Consider the following 24,617-nt stretch of genomic DNA (forward strand, 5'->3'; position numbering starts at 1 on the left):
ATCCACGTCCCACGCCGCTGTTAGATCAAACGTCTACATGTTTCACTATGAAGGCCGCAGACTTTATGCCCGCCAAACGTCACATCGCGCGCGACATCTCTTATGCCTATTCCGCCCAGACCCGTGGCGGCCGCGCGGTGATCCGCACGGTTGAAAATATGACCGGCCGTCTGCAGATGATAAAACGCGCGGCGGGTTATGATCAGGAGGTGGCGGCCGGTGCTGATTTCTGGCAGGTCATGGTGGAACGGTATGGTCTGTCGCTGGATGTGGTGGGCGGCAGTCTGGACAATATCCCCGAAACAGGCCCACTGATCCTGATCGCAAACCACCCCTACGGCATTCTGGACGGGCTGATGATGGGGCACATCCTGTCACAGCGCCGCGCCGGTGACTTTCGCATTCTGGCGCACCGCGTGTTTCGCAAGTCCGAGGATTTGAACAAGGTGATCCTGCCCATCGCCTTTGATGACACCCGCGAGGCGGTGACGCAGAATCTTGCAACCCGCAAAGAGGCGGCGCGTTATCTGGGGCAGGGCGGAGCCATCGGCATTTTCCCCGGCGGTACGGTCAGCACCTCGGCAACGCCGTTTTCACGGCCTATGGACCCCTCCTGGCGCAACTTCACTGCGCGGATGGTTGCAAAATCCGGCGCCACTGTGGTGCCTGTGTTCTTTGCTGGGCAGACCTCGCGTTTGTTCCAGATCGCCAGCCACATGCACTACACACTGCGCATGTCGCTGTTGATCAAGGAATTTGCCAAACGTGTCGACACACCGGTGCAGACGGTGATTGGGCAGCCGATCGCGCCGGACCAGATTGCGCAGCATGCCGGTGACGCAAATGCATTGATGGCATTTCTACGTCGCGCCACCTATGATCTGTCGCCGGCACCACTGAACCCAGATGTGTTGGGGTTCGAGTTTGAGGAAAAACACAAAACGGCGGCGCAGCGCCGGACCTGAGGGTCGGTAACGCGACCGTCACCGCCTCCCTTGTTTCGCCGCATTGCCTAAGCCCCAGCCAATGCGCTATGCACGGATGCAAAGCAGTGCGTATGTGTTTTGCGCAAAGATGCCTCACACGCAGGTCGCCAGGACAGAAGGGCAGATAAAGATGGCAGTTGGTATTTTTGATTCAGGCCTGGGTGGCCTTACCGTTCTGGATGCGGTCAGCAAGCGACTGCCGGACGTGCCTTTCGTGTACTACGGTGACAATGCCCATGCGCCCTACGGTGTGCGCGATGCCAACAACGTTTATGATCTGACCACGCAGGCGGTGGAGCGCATGTGGGACGAAGGCTGCGATCTGGTGGTTCTGGCCTGCAACACCGCTTCCGCTGCCGCGCTGCGCCGGATGCAGGAGGGGTGGATCCCAGAAAACAAAAGGGTGCTGGGCGTTTTTGTGCCCCTGATTGAGGCGCTGACTGAACGCAAATGGGGCGATAACTCCCCTCCGCGTGAGGTCGAGGTGCAGCATGTGGCGCTCTTTGCGACACCTGCGACGGTGGCCAGCCGTGCATTTCAGCGTGAGTTGGCGTTTCGTGCGATTGGCGTGGACGTAGAGGCGCAGGCCTGCGGGGGGGTCGTCGATGCGATTGAGGATGGCGATATGATCCTCGCGGATGCACTGGTGCGCAGCCATGTGGATGCGCTGAAACGCAAGATGCCCGATCCACAGGCGGCTATTCTGGGATGCACGCACTATCCTTTGATGCATGATCAGTTTCAGGATGCATTGGGCGCGGATGTAAAGGTTTACAGTCAGGCCAATCTGGTTGCGGAAAGTCTGGCCGACTATCTGGGGCGTCATCCCGCAATGGTTGGGGCAGGAACGGAAAGTAAATTCCTGACCTCTGGCAATCCCGCTACGGTGTCGACCCGTGCAACGCAATTCCTGCGCCGCGAGATCAAGTTTCAGGCGGCCTAAGCCCGTTTGACCCTGATCAAAGCCGTCGCTGTTCAGATCCGGCATTTTATGTCGCAGGCGCGGGGGCTTTTGATCCTGTCGCCAAAGACCTAAATAGTTAACCACTAGAACAGACGCGCGCGAAGGAGCCAGCAGAATGAAGGGCCTGAAGAAGAAACGCAGGGTGCAGGTGATTGCTGTTGCAGCGATTGCACTGACAGTTTCCACCGGTCTGATCGGCTATGCGATGCGTGATGGCATCAATTTCTTCCGTTCCCCGTCAGAGGTGTTGGCCAGCCCACCAATCGCCTCTGAAACCTTTCGCATTGGCGGCTTGGTCGAAGAGGGGTCCCTTATGCGCGGTCAAGGGGAAGCGATCACCTTTAATGTGACCGACGGCAACGGCGTTGTAGCGGTCAGCTTTACCGGCGTTTTGCCTGACCTTTTTGAGGAGAATCAGGGCATGATCGGCACCGGAAAATACATCAATGGTGTCTTTGAAGCGCATGAAATTCTTGCCAAACATGATGAAACTTACATGCCGAAAGAGGTGGTGGATGCGCTGAAGGAACAGGGCGTCTATGTGGAACCTGAGGCGTAACATCAGCCCCCACCGCACGCAGCTTTACCGCCGCTTTAACCACACAGCCCCCAGTTTGAGAGCGCACTCAATCTGGGGGTTTCTATGCTGGACGTCAAACAAATCGCCAAGGATATCGTCGCCCGCGAGGGGGGGTATGTGAATGATCCCGATGATCCGGGGGGGATGACCAAACACGGGGTGACGCTGGGCACTCTGCGCAGGCTGGGGCTTGATTTGGATAGTGATGGCGACGTGGACGGTAGCGATCTGCGCCGCATCACTAAATCCCGTGCGGTCGAGATTTATCTGGATCATTACTACGCGCGCCCGCGCATTGACCAATTGCCAATGGTCATTCAGGCCAGCGTATTTGATATGTATGTGAACGCGGGCGCTAATGCGGTGAAGATCCTGCAGCGGCTGCTCAGTCAAATGGGCCAGACGGTCAGCGTCGATGGCGCCATCGGTCCGCAAACCATCGCTGCCGCGGAGGCCGCAGCCAAGATCGCACCGCAGCATCTGGCGGATGCCTATGGCATTGCGCGGCGCAATTATTACTTCCGTCTGGGGGATCAACGACCACAGTCGCGCAAATTTGCCCGCACGCGTACAGGGCAAAAAGGTGGCTGGATCAAACGCGCGGAGGAGTTCATTGACCACCGTTATCACCTGACCGACGCAGAGTTCCAGCAACGGGTGGCGGCATGGGTGTGATCTCTCATCTTCTCAACGCGCTTTTCGGTGGTGGCCTGTCAGAGGTGCGGCGTACGGTGGAGGTGTTTCGCGAGAACGCTGAAGCGGGGGCAGAGCGCGGCCATGATCTGCAACGTGCTGCGCTGGAACAGCTGACGCAGGAATTTACCCGTGATCAACGCGGGGTGTTTGATCGGATCATGGATGGGCTGAACCGCCTGCCGCGTCCCGGTCTGGCGCTCGGCACGCTGGGGTTGTTCATCGCGGCGATGGTCGACCCGGTGTGGTTTGCGGCGCGGATGCAGGGGATTTCACTGGTTCCGGAACCACTGTGGTGGCTCTTGGGCGTGATCGTCAGTTTCTATTTCGGCGCCCGTCATCAAGCCAAAGCGCAGGCGTTTCAGGTCCAACTGGGCCACAGCATGGCACGTCTGCCGCAGGTCATTGCGCAGATTGACACGCTGGAGGGGCAGGTCAAAAGGGCAGCGCCGCCGCCGCAACAGGTTGACGACCAAAATCCCGCGCTGACAGCATGGCTCCAGGTCGCAAAGGGCGCCCGTTGAACAGCGCCCAGCCCCGCGACAATGTGAACCCGTGGTTCTGCCGATTGCGATTGGCCGACTGCGCAGATCGCGATATATGAACCCCATGTTTACAGAGCTCGGTCACTTCGCCCTCATCCTAGCCTTTCTGGTCGCCATCGTGCAGGCCACTGTTCCCCTTATCGGTGCCGCGAAGCGCTGGCCCGGTTGGATGGCTATCGCGGAACCTGCTGCCAATGCGCAGTTCCTGCTGACGTCCTTTGCCTTCGTGGCGTTGACATATGCCTTTGTCACCTCCGACTTCTCGGTGGAGTTGGTGGTGTTGAATTCTCACTCGCTCAAGCCGATGCTCTACAAAGTGTCGGGCGTCTGGGGCAACCATGAGGGCTCTATGCTACTGTGGGTGCTGATCCTGACACTGTTTGGCGCCTGTGCCAGTTGGTTTGGCGGCAACCTGCCGCCCACTTTGCGGGCGCGGGTTCTGGCGGTGCAGTCGGCGATTTCGGTAGCCTTCTTTGCCTTTATCCTGTTTACCTCGAACCCGTTCCTGCGCCTGATGGCACCGCCGTTGGATGGCCAAGATCTGAACCCGCTGTTGCAGGACCCCGGTTTGGCCTTCCACCCGCCGTTCCTGTATTTGGGCTATGTGGGCCTGTCGATGACCTTCTCCTTCGCTGTTGCCGCGTTGATCGAGGGGCGCGTGGACGCGGCTTGGGGCCGTTGGGTGCGGCCTTGGACACTGGCAGCGTGGCTGTTTTTGACCATCGGCATCGCCTTGGGCAGCTGGTGGGCCTATTATGAACTGGGCTGGGGCGGTTTCTGGTTCTGGGATCCGGTGGAAAACGCATCCTTCATGCCGTGGCTGATCTCGGCCGCACTGCTGCATTCTGCCATCGTGGTGGAAAAGCGTGAGGCGCTGAAAAGCTGGACCATCCTTTTGGCGATCATGGCCTTCGGTTTCTCGCTGATCGGGACGTTCATTGTGCGCTCTGGCGTCATCACTTCGGTCCATGCCTTTGCAAATGACCCTGAACGCGGTGTGTTCATCCTCGCGATCCTTGCCGTCTTCATGGGCGGTGCGCTGACGCTTTACGCCGCGCGCGCCAGTGTGATGGAGGCGAAGGGCGTCTTTTCCGTGGTCAGCCGTGAAAGCGCGCTGGTGATCAACAACGTCCTGCTGGCTGTCAGCTGTTTTGTGGTCTTCATCGGCACGATCTGGCCTTTGGTGGCGGAATTGGGCATGGGACGCAAACTGTCTGTGGGTGCGCCGTTCTTTAACATGGCGTTCACGCCCTTCATGGTGATCCTTGCGCTCTTGTTGCCACTGGGGTCGATCATGCCGTGGAAACGGGCGCAGATTGCGCGCAGCTTCAAACCGCTGGTGCCAGCGCTGGTGTTGTCGCTGGCGATTATGGGGCTGGCCTATGCGATGCAATCGGGTCGATCGTTGTTTGGTCCCATAGGCATGTTCCTTGGCACATGGCTGGTGTTCGGGGCTGGTGTTGATCTGTGGCAACGGGCCGGGCGCAAGGACAAGCTGTCCCGCCTGCGTCGCCTGCCGCGCGCCGATTGGGGCAAGGCCGTGGCCCACGCGGGTCTGGGTATTGTGTTCCTCGGCATCTCGGGCCTGATGGCGTGGGAGCAGGAGGATATTCGTATCGTCCAGATCGGGGAGGAGTTTGAGATTGCAGGCTTTACCTTAACCCTGAATCAGGTGCAGGAGGTCGAAGGCCCAAACTACCTGTCCACCAAAGGCTGGGTCACGATCCGCAAGCAGGATCGGGTGATTTCCGTGGTTCATCCTGAAAAACGCATCTACCCAATCGCCCAGATGCCAACGACGGAGGCAGGGATCAACAACGGGTTCCTGCGTGATGTCTATGTGGTCCTTGGTGATGAACAGCAGGGCGGTGGCTATGCGGTGCGCAGCTACTATAAACCGTTGGCGAACTGGATCTGGGGTGGGTCTATCCTGATGGGCTTTGGTGGGTTGCTTAGCCTCACCGATCGCCGCCACCGCGTTGCTGCTGGCGCGCGGAAAGTGAAACCTGCCGGAGTACCTGCAGAATGACCCGTCTCCAGAAACACTGTGCGCTGAAAACCCTCGCGCTGGCCGCAACTCTGCTGCTGGCGCCGATGGCTGCCCAAGCTGTCCAACCTGATGAAATTTTGCCCGACCCGGCAATGGAACAGCGGGCGCGTGATATCTCTAAGGATCTGCGCTGTCTGGTGTGTCGTAATGAGAACATCGACGATTCAAATGCCGAACTGGCCCGTGATCTGCGCCTTTTGGTGCGTGAACGACTGGTCGAGGGCGACAGCAACGATCAGGTTATCGACTATGTGGTGGATCGCTATGGGGAATACGTGCTGCTGAACCCAACGACGCAGGGTGGAAACTGGATCCTCTGGGCTGCAGGGCCGATCATGTTGGTCATTGGTCTCGGGATCGCGATCAGCTTCACCCGTCGCCGTGCCTCGCAGGAGGAGATCGTGGTGCAGGCCCTGTCAGAAGACGAAGAGGCGCGTCTGCGCGAAATCCTCAAAGATTAAGTAATCTACATCTTGCAATCCCTTCAAATTGAACCAATCTTCGACTCATCCGCATGCGGCAGAGAAGGGTACCGTCATGAGTTATGAGACCATAAAACTGGACATCTCTGCCAATGGCGTAGCGATCCTGACGCTGAACCAACCCGATAGCGGCAACACCCTGACCAGTCTGATGCGGGCAGAGGTGACTGATGCCGCCCGTCAGGCTGAGGCAGCTGCGCGTGTTCTGGTCATCACAGGCTCAGGCGCGGTGTTCTGTTCCGGTCAGGATCTGAGCGATCGGGAAAATCTGGACAACCTTGATCTGGAACGCACCCTGCGTGATGAATACGGCCCAATGCTGAAGGCGATCTATGACTGCCGCATCCCGACGCTGGCAGCCGTCAACGGGTTGGCTGCGGGCGGGGGGGCTAATCTGGCGCTCGCCGCAGATGTGGTGATCGCCAAAGACTGCGCCAGTTTCCAGCAACCGTTTTCCCGCATCGGTCTGATCCCCGACGCTGGCGGCACCTATTGGATGACCCGAAACATGGGGCAGGCCAAGGCGATGGGCGCTGCCCTGTTTGGGGAGCTGATCAGTGCCACGCAGGCAGATCAATGGGGTCTGATTTGGGAGGCGGTACCTGATGAGGCGTTCACCTCAGCGGTGAAAGCACGGGCGCTGCAATTGGCCAAAGGGCCGACGCTGGCCTACAAACACATGAAGCGTGCGATCCGCGAAAGCTGGTCCAACGACCTGCAGACACAGTTGGAAAACGAGGCGCGCCATCAGGGGCGTGTCGGCAAAAGCCGCGATTTCAAAGAGGGCGTCGTTGCTTTCCTCGAAGGACGGTCACCGCATTTTGAAGGTCGCTGACCGCGGAGAAAACACCCGTCTGACCTGCGCCGATAGGGATCACTTTACATCCGAATATTGTCCCGCTGTGCGTGTGTGGTTTTTAGACCTATACTTTAGTGCCGTTTACACTGAATATATTCTCTCTGGACTATTTGACCGTGTAAATGGGGTGTGTGTTATGGCCGCTAGTTATCACGTTTATAATGATCAAAATTTGCTGTACGTGCGTTACGATGGCCATCATTCAACACGACAGTTAAACGATCTGGTGCCGTATTACAGTTTGGACCCGTATGTGCATTCTGGCTTGCGGATTGTGGTGGATTGTGCGCGGTTGAACAGTGCAAAGGTCGATCTGAAGGAACGACGCAAGCAGATGGTCGTCCTTTACGATTTGCTGAAATATCCGGGGGAAGCGTTGAATGTGACGTATTTCTGCCCGAACGCAGTGGGACAAGATCTGAGCAAGGTACAAGAAGCCCTCTGGGACGAATTTGAAGACGTCCAACTGATGGTGGCAAAGACGGTCGATGATCTTGCAGAGGTGCTGCGAGAACCTACTGATTTTCTGTATGCAATGCTGGGCCTGAACACCTGATCGACATCTGCCAATCAGGCATGGCGTCATCCTGTTTCTGGATACCTAGAAATCTCACATGAAAAGGGCCGCCCGGAGGCAGCCCTATATCTTGTCCCGTTGTGAATACCGCTTAGCGGGTTTCAACGTCGGTGTAGTCGCGCAGCGTTTCACCAAGGTACAGCTGACGCGGACGACCGATTTTGTTCTGAGGGTCGCCAATCATCTCTTTCCACTGGCTGACCCAGCCAACGGTGCGCGACAGCGCGAAGATCGGGGTGAACATCGAGGTCGGGAAGCCCAGTGCCTCGAAGATGATGCCCGAATAGAAATCAACGTTCGGGAACAGCTTCTTCTCGACGAAGTAGGGATCTTCCAGCGCAATTTTTTCCAGTTCTTTGGCAACCTGCAGCAGCGGGTTGTTTTCAACGCCCAGCAGTTCAAGAACTTCATCGGCGCTTTCTTTCAGAACTTTGGCGCGCGGATCGGTGTTTTTGTACACACGGTGGCCAAAGCCCATCAGACGGAACGGATCGTTCTTGTCTTTGGCACGCTCGATGAATTCAGGAATGCGGTCAACCGAACCGATTTCCTTCAGCATTTCCAGACACGCCTGGTTCGCGCCACCATGTGCCGGTCCCCAGAGACAGGCGATGCCTGCTGCGATACAGGCGAACGGGTTGGCACCGGAGGACGACGCCAGACGCACGGTAGAGGTTGACGCGTTTTGTTCGTGGTCTGCATGCAGGGTAAAGATGCGGTCCATCGCACGGGACACGATCGGGTTCACCTCATACTGTTCCGCCGGAACAGAGAAGCACATGTGCAGGAAGTTGGACGCGTAATCCAGATCGTTGCGCGGATATACGAAGGGCTGACCGATCGAGTATTTGTAAGCCATTGCAGCAATGGTCGGCATTTTCGCGATCAGACGGTGCGATGCGATCTCACGCTGGGCGGGGTCATTGATATCTGTGCTGTCGTGGTAGAACGCAGCCATGGCGCCGACCACACCGACCATGATCGCCATCGGGTGCGCGTCACGACGGAAACCACGGAAGAAGTTATGCATCTGCTCGTGGATCATCGTGTGACGGGTGATGGTGGTCTCAAACTCTTCCAGCTGCGCGGCGGTCGGCAGCGCACCGTAAAGCAGCAGATAGCATACTTCGAGGTAATGAGACTGACCGGCCAGCTGGTCGATCGGGTAGCCACGGTGCAGCAGCTCGCCTTTGCCGCCATCGATGTAGGTGATGGTGCTGTCACAGGACGCAGTGGAGGTGAAGCCCGGATCGTAAGTAAACACACCGCCCTGGGCATAGAGCTTGCGAATGTCGATCACATCGGGGCCAGCAGTGGGGCTGAACATTGGCAGCTCCAGTGTTTTCCCGTCAAACGTCAGCGTGGCGCTTTTGGTCGATTCCGTCATGGTGTTCCCTTCATCAGATGGCACAACGTGCCCCTGCAGGGGCACGCGGCGTGGCTGTTTTATATTGGCCGCGGTGTTTCAAGTTCTGGGCCATGTCGGCCCGAGCTTAAGCGGCAGCGTCGGTCAGACGGGCAAGGGTTTCGTCCTGCCCGAGGACCAGCATCATGTCAAAGACGCTAGGTGTTGCTGCGCGCCCAGCAAGGGCGGCGCGCAATGGTCCGGCCAGCTTGCCGAACTTCATCCCCTGCGCTTCTGCAAACTGGTTGGCTACAGCCTCCAGTTCGTCACGTTCCCAGCTAACATTTTGCAAATGCGGCGTCAATTGCTTCAGTATACCACGGGATACATCATCGAGGTGTTTGGCCGCTTTTTCCTCTACGTCAATTGGGCGCGAAACCAGCGCAAATGACGATTTTTCAATCAGTTGTGGGAAAGTTTTGGCGCCAGTCTTGGTGCAGTAGAGCGCCTTACGTAGAACTACGTTCTGCGCATCAGACAGTGCGTCTTTGCCGATTGCCGCCAGAAAGTCCTGCAATTCTTGATGCAGTGCAGCATCATCCGTTGCTGCAATGTGCTGCCCACACAGGTTTTCCAATTTTTTGAAGTCGAAGCGCGCTGGCGATTTACCGATACCGTCAAAGCCGAACCAGTCTTGAGCCTGCGCATCAGTAAAATATTCGTCATCACCGTGGCTCCAGCCCAGACGGGCCAGATAATTGCGCATGCCAGCCGCCGGATATCCCATCGCCTGATATTCCTCGACGCCCAACGCGCCGTGACGTTTGGACAGTTTTTTGCCGTCGCCACCGTGGATCAGCGGGATATGGCCCCAGACCGGCACGTCCCAGCCCATTGCCTCGTAGATCATCATCTGACGTGCGGCGTTGTTCAGGTGGTCATCGCCGCGGATCACATGCGTCACACCCATATCGTGATCATCCACCACAACCGCCAACATATAGACCGGCGTGCCGTCCGAGCGCAGCAGAACCATATCATCCAGTTGGTCGTTCTTGATCGTCACGTCGCCCTGCACCTGATCGCGGATCACAGTGGCGCCGTCCTGCGGGGCTTTGATGCGCACCACGTAAGGCGCGTCAGGGTGGGTGTCTTCCGCGGCATCGCGCCAGGGCGACCGGTAATGGGTCGATTTGCCAGCGGCGCGCGCCTCCTCACGGAAGGACTGGATGTCGTCCTGCGTGGCGAAACATTTATAGGCCTTGCCCTCTGCCAGCAGTTGATGCGCCACCTCGGCGTGGCGGTCGGCGCGTTCGAATTGGCTGATCACCTCACCATCGTGGTCCAGCCCCAGCCATTCCAGGCCCTTCAGGATCGCCGCCGTCGCCTCCGGCGAGGAGCGTTCGCGGTCCGTATCCTCAATCCGCAGCAGGAACTTGCCGCCCTGACCGCGGGCAAAAAGCCAGTTGAACAGCGCGGTGCGTGCGCCGCCGATATGCAGGAAGCCGGTGGGCGAAGGGGCGAAACGGGTCACGACATTGGAAGACATGCGGGCATTAACCTTTCGGTAAGCAAGTTATGCGAAGTTTGCGCCTGTCTAACTAGGCGATGCTTGGGGGGCAAGGCTTGGCGCGCGTTCTAGGTTTCTTCGCCGTTGCTTGGGCTGGGATTGAGGCAGGGTTGCTGATGCAGCGCGGCCATCTGTTCAGTTGGGCGCCGGTGTGTTTCGCCACTGGTATCGGCGGCTATTTCTCATTGAGGTTTGAACCGGACCTGACGTGGCTGGGGGGGGCTGTGCTGTTCATGGGGCTGGCGCTATTCGTGCGGCGCTGGGTGCCGTTGGCTTTGGCACCGTTTTTCCTGGGTGTGGCGCTGGTTGCACTTGGGGTGTTGTTCGCCAGTGCGCGGGCCCATTACGTTGCCGGACCGGTCCTTGATGGGCGCTATTACGGGGCGATTGAGGGGCGGGTTCTGGCGCTCGACCAATCTGCCTCCGGCGCGGTTCGCCTCACCTTAAGCGATGTGGAACTGGCGGGCCGTTTGGCCCCCGCGCCAACGCGGGTGCGCGTGGCGCTTCATGCAAAGATTGCGGGCCATACCCCACAAATCGGCCAGCGGGTCATGTTGACCGGCCACCTCAGCCCGCCGCCCCGCGCGGTCGAGCCGGGCGGGTTCGATTTTCGCCGCCATGCGTGGTTTCAGCGTCTCGGCGCAATTGGATATACGCGCAGTCCGGTGGTCTTGTTGCAGCCAGGGCAGGGCCCCTTGGTATCCCGCCTGCGACAGATGTTCGGCGCGCGCATCCGCGCAGCATTGCCCGGTGATACGGGGGCGGTTGCTGTCGCGCTGATCACTGGCGATCGATCGGCCCTGCCAGAGGCGCGGGTGGAGGATTTGCGTCGCTCAAACCTGGCGCATCTCTTGGCTATTTCCGGTCTGCATATGGGACTGGTCAGCGGATTTGTTTTCTGGCTGATCCGGATACTGCTGTCGTGTCACGCGTGGATCGCACTGCGTTGGCCGATCAAAAAACTGTCCGCAGGCGCGGCCCTTTTTGCCGCCGCCGGATACCTTGCCCTCTCCGGCGGCGCGATCGCGACGGAGCGAGCGTTCATCATGGTGGCGATGGCACTGCTTGCGGTGATGCTGGACCACCGCGCCTTGACGTTAAGAGCCGTGGCGCTGGCGGCCTTGGTGGTCTTGATCTTGCGGCCAGAGGCGTTGGTCAGCCCGGGATTTCAAATGTCCTTTGCGGCGACAACATCACTGGTTGTGGTGTTCTCAATGTTGCGCGGGGCGGCGGTGATGCGCGTGCCTGTGTTGGGTGGGGCGCTGTCGCTGTTTCTGTCCTCAGCTGTGGCGGGACTGGCGACCGCGCCAATTGCGGCGGCGCATTTCAATATGGTGTCTCAACTAGGCTTGATCGCGAATTTAACCACTGTGCCATTGATGGGGCTTTTTGTGATGCCTGCGGCCGTGCTTGCCGTGTTTGCGATGCCTTTCGGCATGGAGGCGATGCCGCTCTGGGCGATGGGCGCAGGCATTGATTGGATTTTGGCCGTGGCACAACGGGTCGCGGATCACCCGCTTGCTGTGCGCTATGTTGCGAGTCCCGTGGCAGGTGTACTGCCTGTTCTGAGCTTTGGCGGTTTGTTCGTATGTCTTTGGCGTGGCGGGGCGCGATGGCTGGGATTGTTGCCTGTGGCCTGTGCTTTCGGAATTTGGGCACAAGGCACGCGCCCTGATATACTGATCGCAGACCAAGGCGCCTTGGTTGGTGTGATGACTGATGCAGGCAGGGCCTTATCAGCATCACGCGGAGCGGGCTTCATCGCAGAGGTCTGGCTGGAAAACGACGGCAGTCCGCGCCCACAGGTCGAAGCTGCTGCACTTTGGCCGGATCGGGTGACAATTGGAGAGGGGGAGTTGTTTGCAACAAAGGGAAAACGGGCAGCTCAACGCATTGAGTGCAAGACTGATGATTGGATGATCAGCGATCAGTGGCTGAAGGTCGCTCTCCCCTGCAGGGTTTGGGACGCAGCTGCGCTGTCCGCCACTGGCAGCGTTGCCATCTATGACCTGAAAACCCAGCCGTTCATTGTGACAGATCGGGCGGTTAGCGGAGAACGGCTGTGGTCACGCTGGCCCAACGTCGGTCGCTAGCGCACATCAATAACTGCGGATAAGACCGACCAATCGGCCCTGTACCTTTACCATATCCGACGGCAGGGTACGGGTTTTATAGGCCGGGTTCGCAGCTTCCAGCGCGATGGAGCTGCCTTTGCGGCGCAGGGTTTTCAGCGTGGCTTCCTGATCTTCGACCAGTGCGACAACGATATCGCCATCGTTTGCGGTCCGTGTTTCGCGGATGATCACCACGTCACCATCATTGATGCCCGCGTTGATCATCGAGTCGCCACGCACCTCCAATGCATAGTGCTCACCGCCAGACGATAACATGGAGCCAGGCACAGCGATATTATGGCTGACTTCGCTAATCGCCTCGATTGGGACACCGGCGGCGATACGGCCCATCACGGGCAGTTCTAAGGCATGCAGGTCGTTAAGCAGGCTGGATGCAGGCGCCTCAGGGGATGCTGTGTTGTCGTCCTCAACCACTTTCGGGCGCACCGCTGCGCTGTCACCGCCCATGCTATCGGGCAGCTTCACGATTTCAATCGCGCGGGCGCGGTGGGCGAGGCGGCGGATGAATCCCCGTTCTTCAAGCGCGGTGATCAGACGATGGATGCCAGATTTAGACCGCAGATCCAGCGCCTCCTTCATTTCATCAAACGATGGAGGCACGCCGTCGTGTTGCACGCGACTGTGAATGAACTGTAGCAAATCCAGTTGTTTTTTCGTCAACATATACCGCACCCTTCGCCTGATGGTTTGGGTTTGTTCTACTCATGTTCTCGTTTTGTGTCAAGCGGTCAGAATGAGCGGTTGTCTAAAATTCGATGTATTCCACCGTTGACCCAGCGGATTTCGCGTCCGAATTTGGTGGGCACACCACCAGTGCGTTCGCTGCCGCCAAAACCGAAAGGAGGGAGCTGTCCTGACGATCAAATACTGTGATGTTACCGTTCGCCACATGGCCCCGCATGTAATGTTCACGCGGGCCGTTTGAGCGCAGATCTGCGGTGAGCGTTGCGGTTTTACGCGGCTGAGATTCGGCCGGCAAACCCTGCATTGCGCGCACGACAGGTTGTAAGAAGATCGCTCCGCAAACCATTGCGGATACAGGGTTTCCCGGCAAGCCAACCATCATCGCGCCACCGTGATCAGCGGCCATTTGGCCCGCCATCAGCGGTTTGCCTGGACGCATGGCGATTTTGTAGAAGCTGCGTTCAGTGCCGAGGTCTGCCAAAACTGGTGCAACAAGATCGTGATCGCCGACGGAGGCCCCGCCGATGGTAATCACCAGATCAGCACCCTGCGCCAGTTCAAAGGCCATTTTCAGGCTGTCCACGTCATCGCGGGCGATCGGCAGGATGCGGCAGTGCGCGCCGTGTTGGTCCAGCATCGCCTTAAGGCCAAAGGTGTTGGAAGCGATGATTTGATCCGGCCCCGGTGTCTCACCCGGCATGACCAATTCGTTGCCGGTGGAGATCAGCGCCACATCAGGGCGTTTGGCGACGGGGACCTCTGCGATGTTCATCGCCGCCAAGATGGCAATGTCCGCGGGGGTGAGGATGCGCGGCGCGCTCAACACAGTGCCTTTGGTGAAATCGCCGCCTGCGGGGCGAATATTGTCGTTTGCGCCTGGGTCTCGCGCAATTGTGAAAGTATCTGCGCTTCGATCCACATCCTCTTGGATTACGACGAAAAAATCGCCATCAGGTAGCGGCGCGCCGGTGAAAATTCGGATGGCTTCACCCGCCCCGATGGTGCCATCAAAACGCTGCCCAGCGGCCGCCTCGCCAACCACGGTGAAGGAGGCGGCGATGGCAACCTCATCGCGGTGCACCGCATAGCCGTCCATCGCAGAAGCGGCGAAGGGCGGTTGAGTGCGCTTGGCCGCGACATCTTCTGCCAAAACGCGTCCCGCGGCCTGCACCAGCGGTAGGGTTTCGCTGCCCAAACGAGGTGTCAGCGCGAATAGATGGGCAAGGGCGTCGGCGACAGGGATCATGACGAGGTCATTCCGCGATGTAGCGGCCAGATTTGCCGCCGTCTTTCAGCGTTACATGAATTCCACCAATTTCCATCGCCTTATCAACGGCTTTGATCATGTCGTACACCGTGAGTGATGCGGTGGAGACCGCGGTCAATGCCTCCATTTCGACGCCCGTTTGGCCAGTGGTTTTCACCGTTGCCTCCACCCGCACGCCGGGTAGATCGGGGTCAAGGGTCAGGTCGACGGACACTTTCGTCACCGGCAGGGGGTGGCACAATGGGATGAGGTCAGGCGTCTTCTTGGCCCCCATGATGCCGGCCAGACGGGCTACCCCCAGCACGTCACCTTTTTTCGCGGTGCCATTGGCGATCATCTGATATGTCGCGTCCGCCATGCGGATCCAGCCCGCCGCGGTGGCGATCCGGCTGGTCACGGCCTTGTCGGAAACATCGACCATATGGGCGTCGCCCTTGGCGTCAAAATGGGTGAGGCCAGGCATGCTTACATCCCCGACGCAGTCAAAGGGTTCGCCAGCAGGCGACGGGTGGCGCTGGCGACGTCGTCGTTGCGCATCAGGCTTTCGCCAATCAGGAAGGTGCGGGCGCCGAAACGGGCCATGTCGGCCAGATCTTCGGGGGTGTTGAGGCCGCTTTCACTGACCAGCATCCGATCTGCGGGCACCAGTTTTGACAGCTGGCGGGTGGTGTCCAGCGTGGTTTCAAAGGTTTTCAAATTGCGGTTGTTGATGCCGATGAGATTCGATTTCAGTAGCGTGGCGCGCTCCAGCTCATCGGCGTCATGCACTTCGATCAGGGCGTCCATGCCCCAGTCAAACGCCGCAGTTTCCAGTTCTGCCGCCTGCGTATCAGAGACGGAGGCCATGATGATCAGGATGCAGTCGGCGCCAAGCGCACGGGCCTCGGCCACCTGATAGGTGTCATACATGAAATCCTTACGCAGAACCGGCAGGCTCACCGCATTGCGGGCGGCGACCAGAAAGTCTTTGGCACCCTGAAAAGAGGGGGTGTCGGTCAGCACGGACAGGCAGGTTGCGCCGCCGTCTTCATAGGCCTTTGCCAATTCAGGAGGATTGAAGTCCTCACGGATTAAACCCTTGGAAGGGCTGGCTTTCTTCACTTCGGCAATCAGGCCGTAGCCCTGTCTGTTGGCCTTTGCCAGTGCCTCTCCAAAGGGGCGCACGGGTGAGGCGGCGCGGGCCTCTGCCTCGACCTCTGCCAGCGGTTTGGCCGCTTTGTCGGAGGCGACTTCTTCTAGCTTGTAGGCTTTGATTTTGTCCAGAACGGTTCCGGTGCTCATATCGGCGTTTTCCTTCAAGCTGTGGTAAGGGCGGCCAGTTTCTCAACCGCCTGCATGGCTTTGCTGCTGTCGATGCTTTCAGCAGCAATTTCAACACCTTCTTTGAGGGTGCTCACCTTATCCGCAACGATCAGCGCGGCGGCAGAATTCAGCAGAACCGCGTCACGGTAGGCACCCTTTTCACCGGCCAGCAATGCGCGCATTGCAATAGCGTTTTCTGTGGGGGATCCGCCAAGGATGTCGCGCAGGCGATGCACGGGCAGGCCGGCATCCTCCGGATGGACCTCCAGCGGGGTGATTGTGCCCTGATCCAACACGGCAACCTGTGTGGTGCCGGTGATGGTCAGTTCATCCGTGCCGTCTGATCCGTGCACCAGCCAGGCTTTTTCGCTGCCCAGATCCAGCAGTGTTTCTGCCATCGGGAAAATCAGATCCAGCGCAAAGGCGCCGGTCAGCTGGCGTTTCACGCCGGCAGGGTTGGTCAGCGGGCCAAGGATATTGAAAATCGTCTTGCAGCCCAGCTCCTGACGCACCGGCATCACGTGTTTCATCACTGGATGGTGCATCGGTGCCATCATGAAGCCGATGCCCGCCTGCGAAATGGCACGTTCGACCACATCAGGCTGCACCATCACATCGATGCCCAGCTCGCTCAGCGCGTCAGCTGCGCCGGATTTAGAACTGAGGTTGCGGTTGCCGTGTTTGGCAACCGGCACACCTGTGCCCGCCACAACAAAAGCGGCCGCGGTGGAGATATTCAGCGTGCCGATGCCGTCACCGCCAGTGCCGACGATGTCAATCGCGCCTTCGGGCGCGGTCACGGGCACACATTTGGCGCGCATCTGTGCGGCGGCTGCGGCGTATTCGGCCACTGATTCACCACGGGCACGCATGGACATCAACAGACCGCTGATTTGCGCGGGGGTTGCAGCGCCCTCGAACATGATCTCAAACGCCATATCGGCCTGTGCACGGCTGAGCGGGCCTTCTGAGGCGGCGAAAATCAGCGGTTTGATTTGCGAAGCACTGTCAGTCATTTTCATGCCGGGGCCTTCATGATGTCGAGGAAGTTCTGCAGCAGTTTATGCCCATACTCTGACGCAATCGATTCCGGGTGGAATTGCACGCCCTGAATGGGCAGGTCGCGGTGCTGCAGGCCCATGATGGTGCCATCTTCCAGCGCGGCAGTGATTTCCAGACACTCTGGCAGGGTTTCGCGTTCTACCACCAGCGAGTGGTAGCGCGTCGCCTCAAACGGGCTGGGCAGACCTTTGAACAGGCCGAGGTTGTCGTGGTGCATTGTGCCCATCTTGCCATGTACAATCTCATGGCAGCGCACCACGTTCCCGCCGAAGGCCTGACCGATGGTCTGATGGCCCAGACACACCCCCATCAAGGGGGTTCTGGTTTCCGCCGCCGCCTCTGTCAGCGCCAGACAGATGCCCGCCTGATCAGGGTCACAGGGGCCAGGCGACAAGAGGATGCCGGTGGGATTCATGCCCATCGCCTCTTGCACGTCCAGTGCGTCATTGCGTTTGACCACCACTTCGGCGCCCAATTCGCCCAAGTAATGAACCAGATTATAGGTAAAACTGTCGTAATTATCGATCAGAAGCAGCATCGCGCCCATCTTTGTTCTTGGCAGGGGCTGGTGTGCCCCCTCAGTCGCGGTATACTTGTTCAGGCTTGCGCCCCAGCGTCAAGGGGGGCAGGGGCGTCAAAGGGTCGGAAAACGACCTAATCGCAGATCATGAGGGGGCAGACGTGGCACGGGGCACGATTGGTGGATTTCTCTTGGGCACAGTGGTGGCCTTGGGTGGGGTTGCAACAGTATCGGTGATGCAGACGCTCAATGCGCCGCTGCCGGAAAATGCAAATATCAACGCAAATCTAAGTGCGCCGACAGAGGTGCCAGCGGCAGATCCTGTAATGGAAAAACCGTTGGAACCCGGTACGGCGCAGCAAGAGGACAGCGCGCCTGAGGGCGTGTCTGAAGCTGTTCTGGAAACCGGGCCAGCGGTTGCTGATGAAACGCCCGACAAGCCAGATGGCGATACCGCAGAAGCACCAGCCGCTGAGGTCGCCGCAGTTGAGGACGCTCCGGCTCAGACGGGCGTACCTGCGGCGCCTGAAGTTTCGGTGAATGCCGATGCCGCGCCAGAAACATCCGCAGATGATCCGCAGCGTCCCGATCCCACCGCTACAGAGGTGCCGGAGGCCGAGGCACCACCCGCTGAAATGGCCGCGCCGGATGCGCCTGAGGCGTCAGCAGACACCGCGCCCGCAATCACAAACATCCCGCGTCCCGAGGTAGGAACACAGCGAGAGCCTGCTGTGATTGTTGAGATCCCAGAGGATGAGGCTCCCGTACGGCCAGAGGCCAGTGCGCTGCCCAAGGTTGGCGAAACAGTAGAGGTCACGCCGCGTATCGGCACCCCGGCCACCCGTCTGACAGATGACGACGCGCTGGAAGGGGGCGCTGCACCTGTTGAAGAAATGGCGGATGTGCCGCCGTTGCAGAAATACGCTGTTCCCTTTGCAAACCCTGACAACAAACCGCTGATGTCGATTATCCTGCTGGATCGTGGCGACACCGCGCTGGGAGTGGAGGCGCTGTCTGCCTTCCCTTATCCGTTGAGCTTTGCCGTGGATGTCACCAGCCCCGAAGCGCTGGCGCGGATGGAAACCTACCGCGCGGCTGGCTTTGAGGTTCTGGCGCTGAGCGATATTCCTGTGGGTGCAACGGCGGCCGATACCGAAACCCTACTGCGCGCTGGTTTGCGTGAATTGCCGGAGGTGGTCGCCGTGATGGAAGGCGATGACACCGGTCTGCAATCGGATAAAGCCGTGTCGGATCAGGTCAGCGCCGTTTTGCAGGAAAGCGGCCACGGCGCAGTCTTTTTTGCCAAGGGCCTTAACACAGCGCAAAAGCTGGCGCGCAAAAACGGCGTCGCGTCCGCCTCTGTCTTCCGTGATTTTGATGGCAATGGGCAAAGCGCGGCGGTGATGCGCCGTTTCCTTGATCAGGCGGCGTTCAAGGCGCGTCAACAGCCCGAGGGTGTTGTTATGGTTGGCCGGTTGCAGCCAGAAACGATTTCTGCGCTGCTCCTTTGGGGGTTGCAGGATCGCGCATCGCGCGTTGCGCTGGCGCCTGTTTCGGCGTTGTTGAGATAAACGATAGACTGGTCGGCCCAACACAAAAGGCCTCCCGCAATGGGAGGCCTTTTTCGTTTCGTGTGGTGTTTTTACTTCTCGGGGATCAGACCGCGTGGGCTGAACCTTAGCACCAACAGCAGGACAACCCCCATCGTCATCAGGCGCATATAGGCGACGCCGCCTTGCAGGTGTTCTTTCACGGGATTGCCATCGGCCAAACCAGAGGTCAGCACCCCAATCAGCCACGCCCCCATCGGTTCTACCTGAATCCACAGGAAGTAGATCAGGAACCCCCCAAGAACTGCACCGAAGTTGTTGCCGGACCCGCCAACGATGACCATCAGCCAGATCAGGAAGGTAAAGCGCAGCGGTTGATAAGTGCCGGGTGTCAGCTGGCCGTCCAGCGTCGTCATCATCGCGCCCGCAATGCCACAGATGGCAGAGCCAAGGATGAAGATTTGCAGATGCCGTTTCGTCACATCCTTGCCCATCGCCTGCGCTGCAACCTCATTGTCGCGAATGGCGCGCATCATTCGGCCCCATGGGGATTTTAACGCCGCCTGCGCCATCACCAACAAGAGGATCAGCACAACCGCAAACAGCCCCGCGTAAAGCGTTTTGACCCAAAGGGTGGAGGCGGTGGTGGCATCCAGACCAAGCCCCGCAGCGCGGTCTACAAAGCTGGCGCTGTCCTGCAGCGTCACCTCATAAGGCACCGGCCGCGGCAGGCCGGACACGTTTTTAACGCCGCGGGCCAGCCAGTCCTCATTTTTCATGATGGCAATGATAATTTCGGCAATGCCCAACGTCGCAATGGCGAGGTAATCGGATCGCAGACCAAGGGCGGTTTTGCCGATGATCCACGCCGCACCCGCCGCCAGTAGTCCGCCCACGGGCCATGCCAGCAGAACAAACAGATCCGCCTGACGCACGGAACTGTCGCGCGCGGCCGCCAGCCAGTTCAAACCACCAAGGTTGCCGTTGGTCGCGGGATTGATCGCCTCGACCGCTGCGACGCCGGGATCGAACACAGCACGGTAGACGAAGAAGCCGACCAGCAAGATCGCCAGAACGCCAATGTTGCGTATGCGGCCTGCAGGCAGTTTGGCGTAGGCCAGAATGGCCGCCACGATGGTCGCCGCGCCCAGCACCAGGGCCAGTAGAATCTGGAAACCGCCAGCGGTCCACGCGCCTTCAACCGGTTTGGCGCCGATTAGCACGGTGGCCAGACCACCAAGGGCGACAAACCCCATGACACCCACGTTGAACAGTCCGGCAAAGCCCCATTGCAGGTTCACCCCCAGTGCCATGATCGCACTGATCAGTGCCATGTTCAGGATGGTGAGCGAGGCGTTCCAACTCTGCATCATGCCGGTTGCAATGAACAGACCGGCGACGAGGGCAAAGAGGGCGATGTTTTTTGTTGTCTCGCTCATACCGATTTTCCTTTGAACAGACCGGTCGGCTTGAACAGCAGGACGATCACAAGGATCGCAAAGCTGACAGCGAATTTATAGTCGGTGGAAATCAACTGCATCAGACTGGAGGGTTCCAGATTTTCCGGCAGTAAATACTTCAGCACTTTTTTCCATGCGTAGGTAATCGTCACCTCGGAAAAAGCGATGACAAAACCGCCAGCGATGGCGCCCAGCGGATTGCCAAGGCCACCCACAATAGCGGCGGCAAAGATCGGCAGCAGCAGCTGGAAATAGGTGAAGGGTTTGAACGTCTTGTCCAGACCGTAAAGGGTGCCCGCCACAGTGGCCAGCGCGGCAACGATCAGCCATGTATACAGAACAACACGTTCGGGGTTGATACCGGACAACAGCGCCAGATCCTCGTTATCGGAATAGGCACGCATGGATTTTCCGGTGCGGGTACGGTTCAGGAACCAGAACAACAGTGTCACCACGACCAAGGCGGTCACAACGGTGATGCCTTGGGTGGTGCGGATCGCCAGACCTTCGGACAGGCCGGTCAACTGTTTAAACTCACGTACAGAGATGATGAAACGCTCACCATCGGCAAAGCGCTGATCGTTGGGTCCGATGATGAAACGCACCAGACCGTTCATGATGAACATCACGCCCATCGACACGATGACCAGCACGACAGGCTTGGCCTTTTGCTGGCGATAGAACCGATAGACCGCGCGGTCAGTAAACAGCACCAGCAGCATACAGCCAAGAATGCCAAAGGGCAGCGCCAATAGCGCAGTGGGCAGCGGGCCAAGGCTGATGCCCCAGCTCTGAAACAGGTAGGTCACCAGCACAACAATCATTGTGCCAAAGGCCATGGTGTCACCATGGGCAAAGTTTGAAAAGCGCAGGATGCCGTAGATCAGCGTCACGCCAAGCGCGCCAAGCGCCAGCTGGCTGCCATAAGCAACGGCCGGGATCAGCACAAAGTTGGACAGCACCACAAGGGCGTTCAGGAAGTCCATGGTTTAACCCCCTAGGAAAGATTGGCGCACTTCCGGATCAGCCAGCAGGTCCTTGCCGGTTCCGGTGTGGGCGTTGCGGCCGGTGACAAGGACATAGCCTTTGTCTGCGATCTCAAGCGCTTGGCGGGCGTTCTGTTCCACCATCAGGATAGAAATACCCGTGCGCGCCACCTCGATGATGCGGTCAAACAGCTCGTCCATCACGATGGGGGAAACGCCTGCGGTCGGCTCATCCAGCAGCAGCACCTTGGGCTGGGTCATCAGCGCGCGGCCCACGGCCACCTGCTGACGCTGACCGCCGGACAATTCACCCGCCGCCTGATTGCGTTTTTCCTTCAGGATCGGGAACAGGTCGTAGATCTGCGCGATGGTGTCGCGGAAATCGTCCCTGCGGATGAAGGCACCCATCTCAAGGTTTTCCTCCACCGTCATCGAGGTGAAGATGTTCGATGTCTGCGGTACAAACCCCATGCCAGCCGCCACACGGGCCTGCGGGGTCAGGTCGGTGATGTCACGCCCGTCCAGACGGACCGATCCCTGACGCAGGTTCAGCATGCCAAAGGTGGCCTTCATCGCGGTGGATTTGCCCGCGCCGTTGGGGCCGACGATGACGGCGATTTCACCCTTGTTCACCGCGATGGTGCAATCGTGCAGAATGTCGGGGCCGGATTTGCCATAGCCGCCGGTCATTCCGTCGCCGATCAGGAACGCGTTTTCGGTACTCATGCGCCCACTTTGTCCTTGTTTTTCAGGCCGGTGCCCAGATAGGCCTCGATCACCTGTTCGTTCGCCTTGATCTCGGCCAGGGTGCCCTCGGCCAGAACCTTGCCTTCGGCCATGCAGATGACCGGATTGCAGAGGCGTTCGATGAAATCCATATCGTGTTCAATCACCACAAAGGTGTAACCACGTTCTTCGTTCAACTGCTTGATCGCGTCTGCAATCGTGTAAAGCAGGGTGCGGTTCACACCAGCGCCCACCTCATCCAGAAACACGATCTTGGCGTCCACCATCATAGTGCGCCCCAGTTCCAGCAGTTTTTTCTGGCCGCCGGAAATTTCGCCCGCCTTCAGGTCGGCAATGTGGCTGATGGTCAGGAATTCCAGCACCTCATCGGCTTTGGCGCGCAGGGCGCGTTCCTCATCGGCGATGCGTTTGCGGCCAAACCATGTGTTCCACAGTGTTTCGCCCGACTGGCCACCCGGCACCATCATCAGGTTTTCGCGGCAGGTCATCGAATAAAACTCATGCGCAATCTGAAAGGTCCGCAGTAGGCCCTTGTGGAACAGTTCATGTGGCGCCAGACCAGTGATGTCTTCGCCATCCATCAGGATACGGCCCGAAGTCGGCGGCAACACGCCCGCAATGGTGTTGAACAAAGTGGTCTTGCCCGCCCCATTCGGGCCGATCAGCCCGGTGATGGAGCCTGTCTCAATGGTGAGTGACGCGCCATTTACCGCGCGAAATCCCCCGAAATGCTTATGGACGTCTTCTACGACGATCATCAGCGTCCCCCGTCTTGGTGCGTTTTGCACCGTTGTTGATATAGCACAGCCCGGCACAGTGGCCGGGCTGACTGGGATTACAAGAAAGTGATCGGATTAACGGAACTTAACCGTTTCGATCTTGCCACCTTTGAGTTCGATTTCGCGGTAGCCACCGGCTGCTTCGCCGGGGCCGATCAACTCCACAGCGGTCGCACCAACGTAGTCGATGTCACCACCAGCAGCCAGAATTTCCAGACCTTTGGCCAGTTCACCGGCGCCGATTTTTTCACCCGGTGCGTTTGCGACCATTTCGATCTTGGATTTGTATTCACCCGGCTCAACCGAACCTGCCGCCTGCATGGCCAGCAGGATCAGCGCGGCTGCGTCGTAACTTTCGCCGATATAGGGGCCGGTTACGTCTTCGCCTGTTGCGGCAACCTTGTCTTTTACCATGGTGCTATCGGCAGCGTCGCTGCCGGGCGTGGTCCCGATGGAACCGTCGATTTCGCTGCCGAATTTCTCTTCCAGACCGGCACCGATCATCCCATCAGGCAGTACGAAGGTATCAAAGGCACCGGTGTCCAGTGCTGCGCGGATAACGCCGGGGCCACCCTGGTCAACGTAGCCCGCAACAACCAGTGCGTCGCCACCAGCCGCTGCCAGTGCGCCCACTTCGGCAGAATAGTCAGCCTTACCGTCTTCGTGCGCGGTGGTGCTGGTGATGGTGCCACCGTTTGCAACGAAATATTTGGCAAAACTGTCGGACAGGCCCTTGCCGTAGTCGTTGTTGGTGTAGGTTACGGCGACTTCTTCGATGCCGCGCTCTTTCAGAACCTCAGCCAGAACCTGACCCTGACGTTCATCAGAAGGGGCGGTGCGGAAGAACAGGCCGTCATCTTCGGCCGACGACAGTGCGGGCGAGGTTGCGGAAGGTGAAATCATCACAACGCCGTTCGGCAGCGCAACGTTCGACAGAACCGCGCCGGTTACGCCGGAACAGTCGGCCCCCATGATGCCCTTGACGCCATCGGATGTGACCAGACGTTCTGCAGCCGCCGCAGCGGCACCGGAATCGACACAGGTCGAGTCGGCGCGTACAGGCATGACCTTCTTGCCGCCCAGCAGCTTGCCACTTTCGCTGACCTCTGTCATTGCCAGTTCTGCGCCGGCCGCCATTGCAGGCGTCAGCGATTCAATCGGGCCGGTGAAACCCAGCATGATGCCCAGCTTAACGCTGTGGTCATCTGCCATCGCGCCGCCGGCCATAAGTGCGGTCGCGGCCGACGCCATCAAAAACTTTTTCATGATCTTCTCCCAAGTTGGCAGTCTAATGCTGGAGTCGACACTATCCCTGCGATTCAGAAAAGAAAAGCGCGGAGAGACGGGAAAATACCGTAAAAATAAGGGATATAGCATGCCTTTTGGTCGCAAGGCCGTCCGAGGATGTCGGTTCTGCTGCATGGGGTGCACGAGGAGTCGCAAACATGCGGTGCTCTATCTTAAGGCAGCGCAG

General features: G+C 58.8%; 24 protein-coding genes. 11 read left to right on the plus strand and 13 right to left on the minus strand.

Annotated features, from left to right (window positions below; all coding sequences use genetic code 11):
- Positions 1-65: 65 nt before the first annotated feature.
- The 9 genes from MHM86_RS01640 (at position 66) to MHM86_RS01680 (ending at position 7,715) form a co-directional block, all read left to right on the plus strand.
- Entirely contained in the window at positions 66-965 is a 900-nt protein-coding gene (locus tag MHM86_RS01640) for a lysophospholipid acyltransferase family protein (protein ID WP_239195096.1), read from the plus strand.
- 151 nt (positions 966-1,116) lie between these two features.
- A complete protein-coding gene (gene murI / locus MHM86_RS01645) occupies positions 1,117-1,929 on the plus strand; it encodes a glutamate racemase (protein WP_239195097.1) in 813 nt (270 codons plus the stop codon).
- Positions 1,930-2,065: 136 nt separating this feature from the next.
- Positions 2,066-2,509, plus strand: a complete 444-nt coding sequence (ccmE, locus tag MHM86_RS01650) for a cytochrome c maturation protein CcmE (protein ID WP_239195098.1) — start codon at positions 2,066-2,068, stop codon at positions 2,507-2,509.
- An 84-nt stretch (positions 2,510-2,593) separates the two neighbouring features.
- Complete coding sequence (locus MHM86_RS01655; RefSeq protein WP_239195099.1) at positions 2,594-3,205, plus strand: holin-associated N-acetylmuramidase; 612 nt, start codon at positions 2,594-2,596, stop codon at positions 3,203-3,205.
- On the plus strand, positions 3,196-3,747 hold the full coding sequence (locus MHM86_RS01660; RefSeq protein ID WP_239195100.1) for a holin family protein: 552 nt from the start codon (positions 3,196-3,198) through the stop codon (positions 3,745-3,747). Before MHM86_RS01655 ends, MHM86_RS01660 begins: the two co-directional genes overlap by 10 nt.
- 85 nt (positions 3,748-3,832) lie before the next feature.
- Positions 3,833-5,797 (plus strand): heme lyase CcmF/NrfE family subunit, encoded by a 1,965-nt coding sequence (locus MHM86_RS01665; RefSeq protein ID WP_239195101.1) that lies wholly within the window; start codon positions 3,833-3,835, stop codon positions 5,795-5,797.
- Positions 5,794-6,279: a cytochrome c-type biogenesis protein gene (locus MHM86_RS01670; protein ID WP_239195103.1), complete on the plus strand. Its 486-nt coding sequence runs from the start codon at positions 5,794-5,796 to the stop codon at positions 6,277-6,279. The genes MHM86_RS01665 and MHM86_RS01670 overlap by 4 nt, the downstream gene beginning before the upstream one ends.
- A gap of 76 nt (positions 6,280-6,355) precedes the next feature.
- Positions 6,356-7,135 (plus strand): enoyl-CoA hydratase-related protein, encoded by a 780-nt coding sequence (locus MHM86_RS01675; RefSeq protein ID WP_239195105.1) that lies wholly within the window; start codon positions 6,356-6,358, stop codon positions 7,133-7,135.
- 160 nt (positions 7,136-7,295) lie between these two features.
- Positions 7,296-7,715, plus strand: a complete 420-nt coding sequence (locus tag MHM86_RS01680; protein ID WP_239195107.1) for a hypothetical protein — start codon at positions 7,296-7,298, stop codon at positions 7,713-7,715.
- Between the two features lie 112 nt (positions 7,716-7,827).
- Here MHM86_RS01680 and gltA read toward each other — a convergent pair whose 3' ends face one another.
- Positions 7,828-9,123: a citrate synthase gene (gene gltA / locus MHM86_RS01685; RefSeq protein WP_239195109.1), complete on the minus strand. Its 1,296-nt coding sequence runs from the start codon at positions 9,121-9,123 to the stop codon at positions 7,828-7,830.
- A gap of 106 nt (positions 9,124-9,229) precedes the next feature.
- Positions 9,230-10,630 carry a glutamate--tRNA ligase gene (gene gltX / locus MHM86_RS01690; RefSeq protein ID WP_239195111.1) on the minus strand — a complete coding sequence of 467 codons (1,401 nt, stop codon included), beginning with the start codon at positions 10,628-10,630 and terminating at the stop codon, positions 9,230-9,232.
- A 77-nt stretch (positions 10,631-10,707) separates the two neighbouring features.
- Between gltX and MHM86_RS01695 the strand changes: the two genes are divergently transcribed.
- A complete protein-coding gene (locus MHM86_RS01695; protein WP_239195113.1) occupies positions 10,708-12,744 on the plus strand; it encodes a ComEC/Rec2 family competence protein in 2,037 nt (678 codons plus the stop codon).
- Positions 12,745-12,750: 6 nt separating this feature from the next.
- Here the strand turns inward: MHM86_RS01695 and lexA are convergent, their stop codons facing one another.
- The 6 genes from lexA to MHM86_RS01725 all read right to left on the minus strand — a co-directional run bounded on the left by lexA (position 12,751) and on the right by MHM86_RS01725 (position 17,639).
- Positions 12,751-13,449: a transcriptional repressor LexA gene (lexA, locus tag MHM86_RS01700; protein WP_239195115.1), complete on the minus strand. Its 699-nt coding sequence runs from the start codon at positions 13,447-13,449 to the stop codon at positions 12,751-12,753.
- A gap of 82 nt (positions 13,450-13,531) precedes the next feature.
- A complete protein-coding gene (glp, locus tag MHM86_RS01705) occupies positions 13,532-14,716 on the minus strand; it encodes a gephyrin-like molybdotransferase Glp (protein WP_239195117.1) in 1,185 nt (394 codons plus the stop codon).
- A gap of 7 nt (positions 14,717-14,723) precedes the next feature.
- Positions 14,724-15,200, minus strand: coding sequence for a cyclic pyranopterin monophosphate synthase MoaC (gene moaC, locus MHM86_RS01710; protein ID WP_239195120.1), 477 nt, complete (start codon positions 15,198-15,200; stop codon positions 14,724-14,726).
- A gap of 2 nt (positions 15,201-15,202) precedes the next feature.
- Positions 15,203-16,018, minus strand: coding sequence for an indole-3-glycerol phosphate synthase TrpC (gene trpC / locus MHM86_RS01715; protein WP_239195122.1), 816 nt, complete (start codon positions 16,016-16,018; stop codon positions 15,203-15,205).
- Between the two features lie 14 nt (positions 16,019-16,032).
- Complete coding sequence (gene trpD / locus MHM86_RS01720) at positions 16,033-17,055, minus strand: anthranilate phosphoribosyltransferase (protein ID WP_239196868.1); 1,023 nt, start codon at positions 17,053-17,055, stop codon at positions 16,033-16,035.
- A gap of 2 nt (positions 17,056-17,057) precedes the next feature.
- Positions 17,058-17,639, minus strand: a complete 582-nt coding sequence (locus MHM86_RS01725) for an aminodeoxychorismate/anthranilate synthase component II (RefSeq protein WP_239195124.1) — start codon at positions 17,637-17,639, stop codon at positions 17,058-17,060.
- Positions 17,640-17,782: 143 nt separating this feature from the next.
- Here MHM86_RS01725 and MHM86_RS17125 point away from each other — a divergent pair, with 143 nt between their 5' ends.
- A complete protein-coding gene (locus MHM86_RS17125) occupies positions 17,783-19,192 on the plus strand; it encodes a divergent polysaccharide deacetylase family protein (RefSeq protein ID WP_239195126.1) in 1,410 nt (469 codons plus the stop codon).
- Positions 19,193-19,263: 71 nt separating this feature from the next.
- Here the strand turns inward: MHM86_RS17125 and MHM86_RS01735 are convergent, their stop codons facing one another.
- The 5 genes from MHM86_RS01735 to MHM86_RS01755 all read right to left on the minus strand — a co-directional run bounded on the left by MHM86_RS01735 (position 19,264) and on the right by MHM86_RS01755 (position 24,409).
- Positions 19,264-20,610 (minus strand): branched-chain amino acid ABC transporter permease, encoded by a 1,347-nt coding sequence (locus MHM86_RS01735; protein WP_239195127.1) that lies wholly within the window; start codon positions 20,608-20,610, stop codon positions 19,264-19,266.
- The gene (locus tag MHM86_RS01740; protein ID WP_239195128.1) at positions 20,607-21,617 is read right to left on the minus strand and encodes a branched-chain amino acid ABC transporter permease; all 1,011 of its coding nucleotides are present in this window, start codon (positions 21,615-21,617) and stop codon (positions 20,607-20,609) included. Before MHM86_RS01740 ends, MHM86_RS01735 begins: the two co-directional genes overlap by 4 nt.
- A 3-nt stretch (positions 21,618-21,620) precedes the next feature.
- Positions 21,621-22,343 carry an ABC transporter ATP-binding protein gene (locus MHM86_RS01745; protein ID WP_370643987.1) on the minus strand — a complete coding sequence of 241 codons (723 nt, stop codon included), beginning with the start codon at positions 22,341-22,343 and terminating at the stop codon, positions 21,621-21,623.
- Positions 22,340-23,122, minus strand: a complete 783-nt coding sequence (locus MHM86_RS01750; protein ID WP_370643988.1) for an ABC transporter ATP-binding protein — start codon at positions 23,120-23,122, stop codon at positions 22,340-22,342. Before MHM86_RS01750 ends, MHM86_RS01745 begins: the two co-directional genes overlap by 4 nt.
- A 96-nt stretch (positions 23,123-23,218) precedes the next feature.
- Complete coding sequence (locus MHM86_RS01755) at positions 23,219-24,409, minus strand: ABC transporter substrate-binding protein (protein WP_239195129.1); 1,191 nt, start codon at positions 24,407-24,409, stop codon at positions 23,219-23,221.
- Between the last annotated feature and the right edge of the window lie 208 nt (positions 24,410-24,617).

The sequence above is a fragment of the Thalassobius sp. Cn5-15 genome, from assembly GCF_022347685.1.
Taxonomy (GTDB): Bacteria; Pseudomonadota; Alphaproteobacteria; order Rhodobacterales; family Rhodobacteraceae; genus Thalassobius.

Coding starts and splice junctions, on each gene's coding strand:
- MHM86_RS01640 (WP_239195096.1), top strand. CDS start 66: ATGCCCGCCAAACGTCACATCGCGCGCGACATCTCTTATGCCTATTCC.
- murI (WP_239195097.1), top strand. CDS start 1,117: ATGGCAGTTGGTATTTTTGATTCAGGCCTGGGTGGCCTTACCGTTCTG.
- ccmE (WP_239195098.1), top strand. CDS start 2,066: ATGAAGGGCCTGAAGAAGAAACGCAGGGTGCAGGTGATTGCTGTTGCA.
- MHM86_RS01655 (WP_239195099.1), top strand. CDS start 2,594: ATGCTGGACGTCAAACAAATCGCCAAGGATATCGTCGCCCGCGAGGGG.
- MHM86_RS01660 (WP_239195100.1), top strand. CDS start 3,196: ATGGGTGTGATCTCTCATCTTCTCAACGCGCTTTTCGGTGGTGGCCTG.
- MHM86_RS01665 (WP_239195101.1), top strand. CDS start 3,833: ATGTTTACAGAGCTCGGTCACTTCGCCCTCATCCTAGCCTTTCTGGTC.
- MHM86_RS01670 (WP_239195103.1), top strand. CDS start 5,794: ATGACCCGTCTCCAGAAACACTGTGCGCTGAAAACCCTCGCGCTGGCC.
- MHM86_RS01675 (WP_239195105.1), top strand. CDS start 6,356: ATGAGTTATGAGACCATAAAACTGGACATCTCTGCCAATGGCGTAGCG.
- MHM86_RS01680 (WP_239195107.1), top strand. CDS start 7,296: ATGGCCGCTAGTTATCACGTTTATAATGATCAAAATTTGCTGTACGTG.
- gltA (WP_239195109.1), bottom strand. CDS start 9,123: ATGACGGAATCGACCAAAAGCGCCACGCTGACGTTTGACGGGAAAACA.
- gltX (WP_239195111.1), bottom strand. CDS start 10,630: ATGTCTTCCAATGTCGTGACCCGTTTCGCCCCTTCGCCCACCGGCTTC.
- lexA (WP_239195115.1), bottom strand. CDS start 13,449: ATGTTGACGAAAAAACAACTGGATTTGCTACAGTTCATTCACAGTCGC.
- glp (WP_239195117.1), bottom strand. CDS start 14,716: ATGATCCCTGTCGCCGACGCCCTTGCCCATCTATTCGCGCTGACACCT.
- moaC (WP_239195120.1), bottom strand. CDS start 15,200: ATGCCTGGCCTCACCCATTTTGACGCCAAGGGCGACGCCCATATGGTC.
- trpC (WP_239195122.1), bottom strand. CDS start 16,018: ATGAGCACCGGAACCGTTCTGGACAAAATCAAAGCCTACAAGCTAGAA.
- trpD (WP_239196868.1), bottom strand. CDS start 17,055: ATGACTGACAGTGCTTCGCAAATCAAACCGCTGATTTTCGCCGCCTCA.
- MHM86_RS01725 (WP_239195124.1), bottom strand. CDS start 17,639: ATGCTGCTTCTGATCGATAATTACGACAGTTTTACCTATAATCTGGTT.
- MHM86_RS01735 (WP_239195127.1), bottom strand. CDS start 20,610: ATGAGCGAGACAACAAAAAACATCGCCCTCTTTGCCCTCGTCGCCGGT.
- MHM86_RS01740 (WP_239195128.1), bottom strand. CDS start 21,617: ATGGACTTCCTGAACGCCCTTGTGGTGCTGTCCAACTTTGTGCTGATC.
- MHM86_RS01745 (WP_370643987.1), bottom strand. CDS start 22,343: ATGAGTACCGAAAACGCGTTCCTGATCGGCGACGGAATGACCGGCGGC.
- MHM86_RS01750 (WP_370643988.1), bottom strand. CDS start 23,122: ATGATCGTCGTAGAAGACGTCCATAAGCATTTCGGGGGATTTCGCGCG.
- MHM86_RS01755 (WP_239195129.1), bottom strand. CDS start 24,409: ATGAAAAAGTTTTTGATGGCGTCGGCCGCGACCGCACTTATGGCCGGC.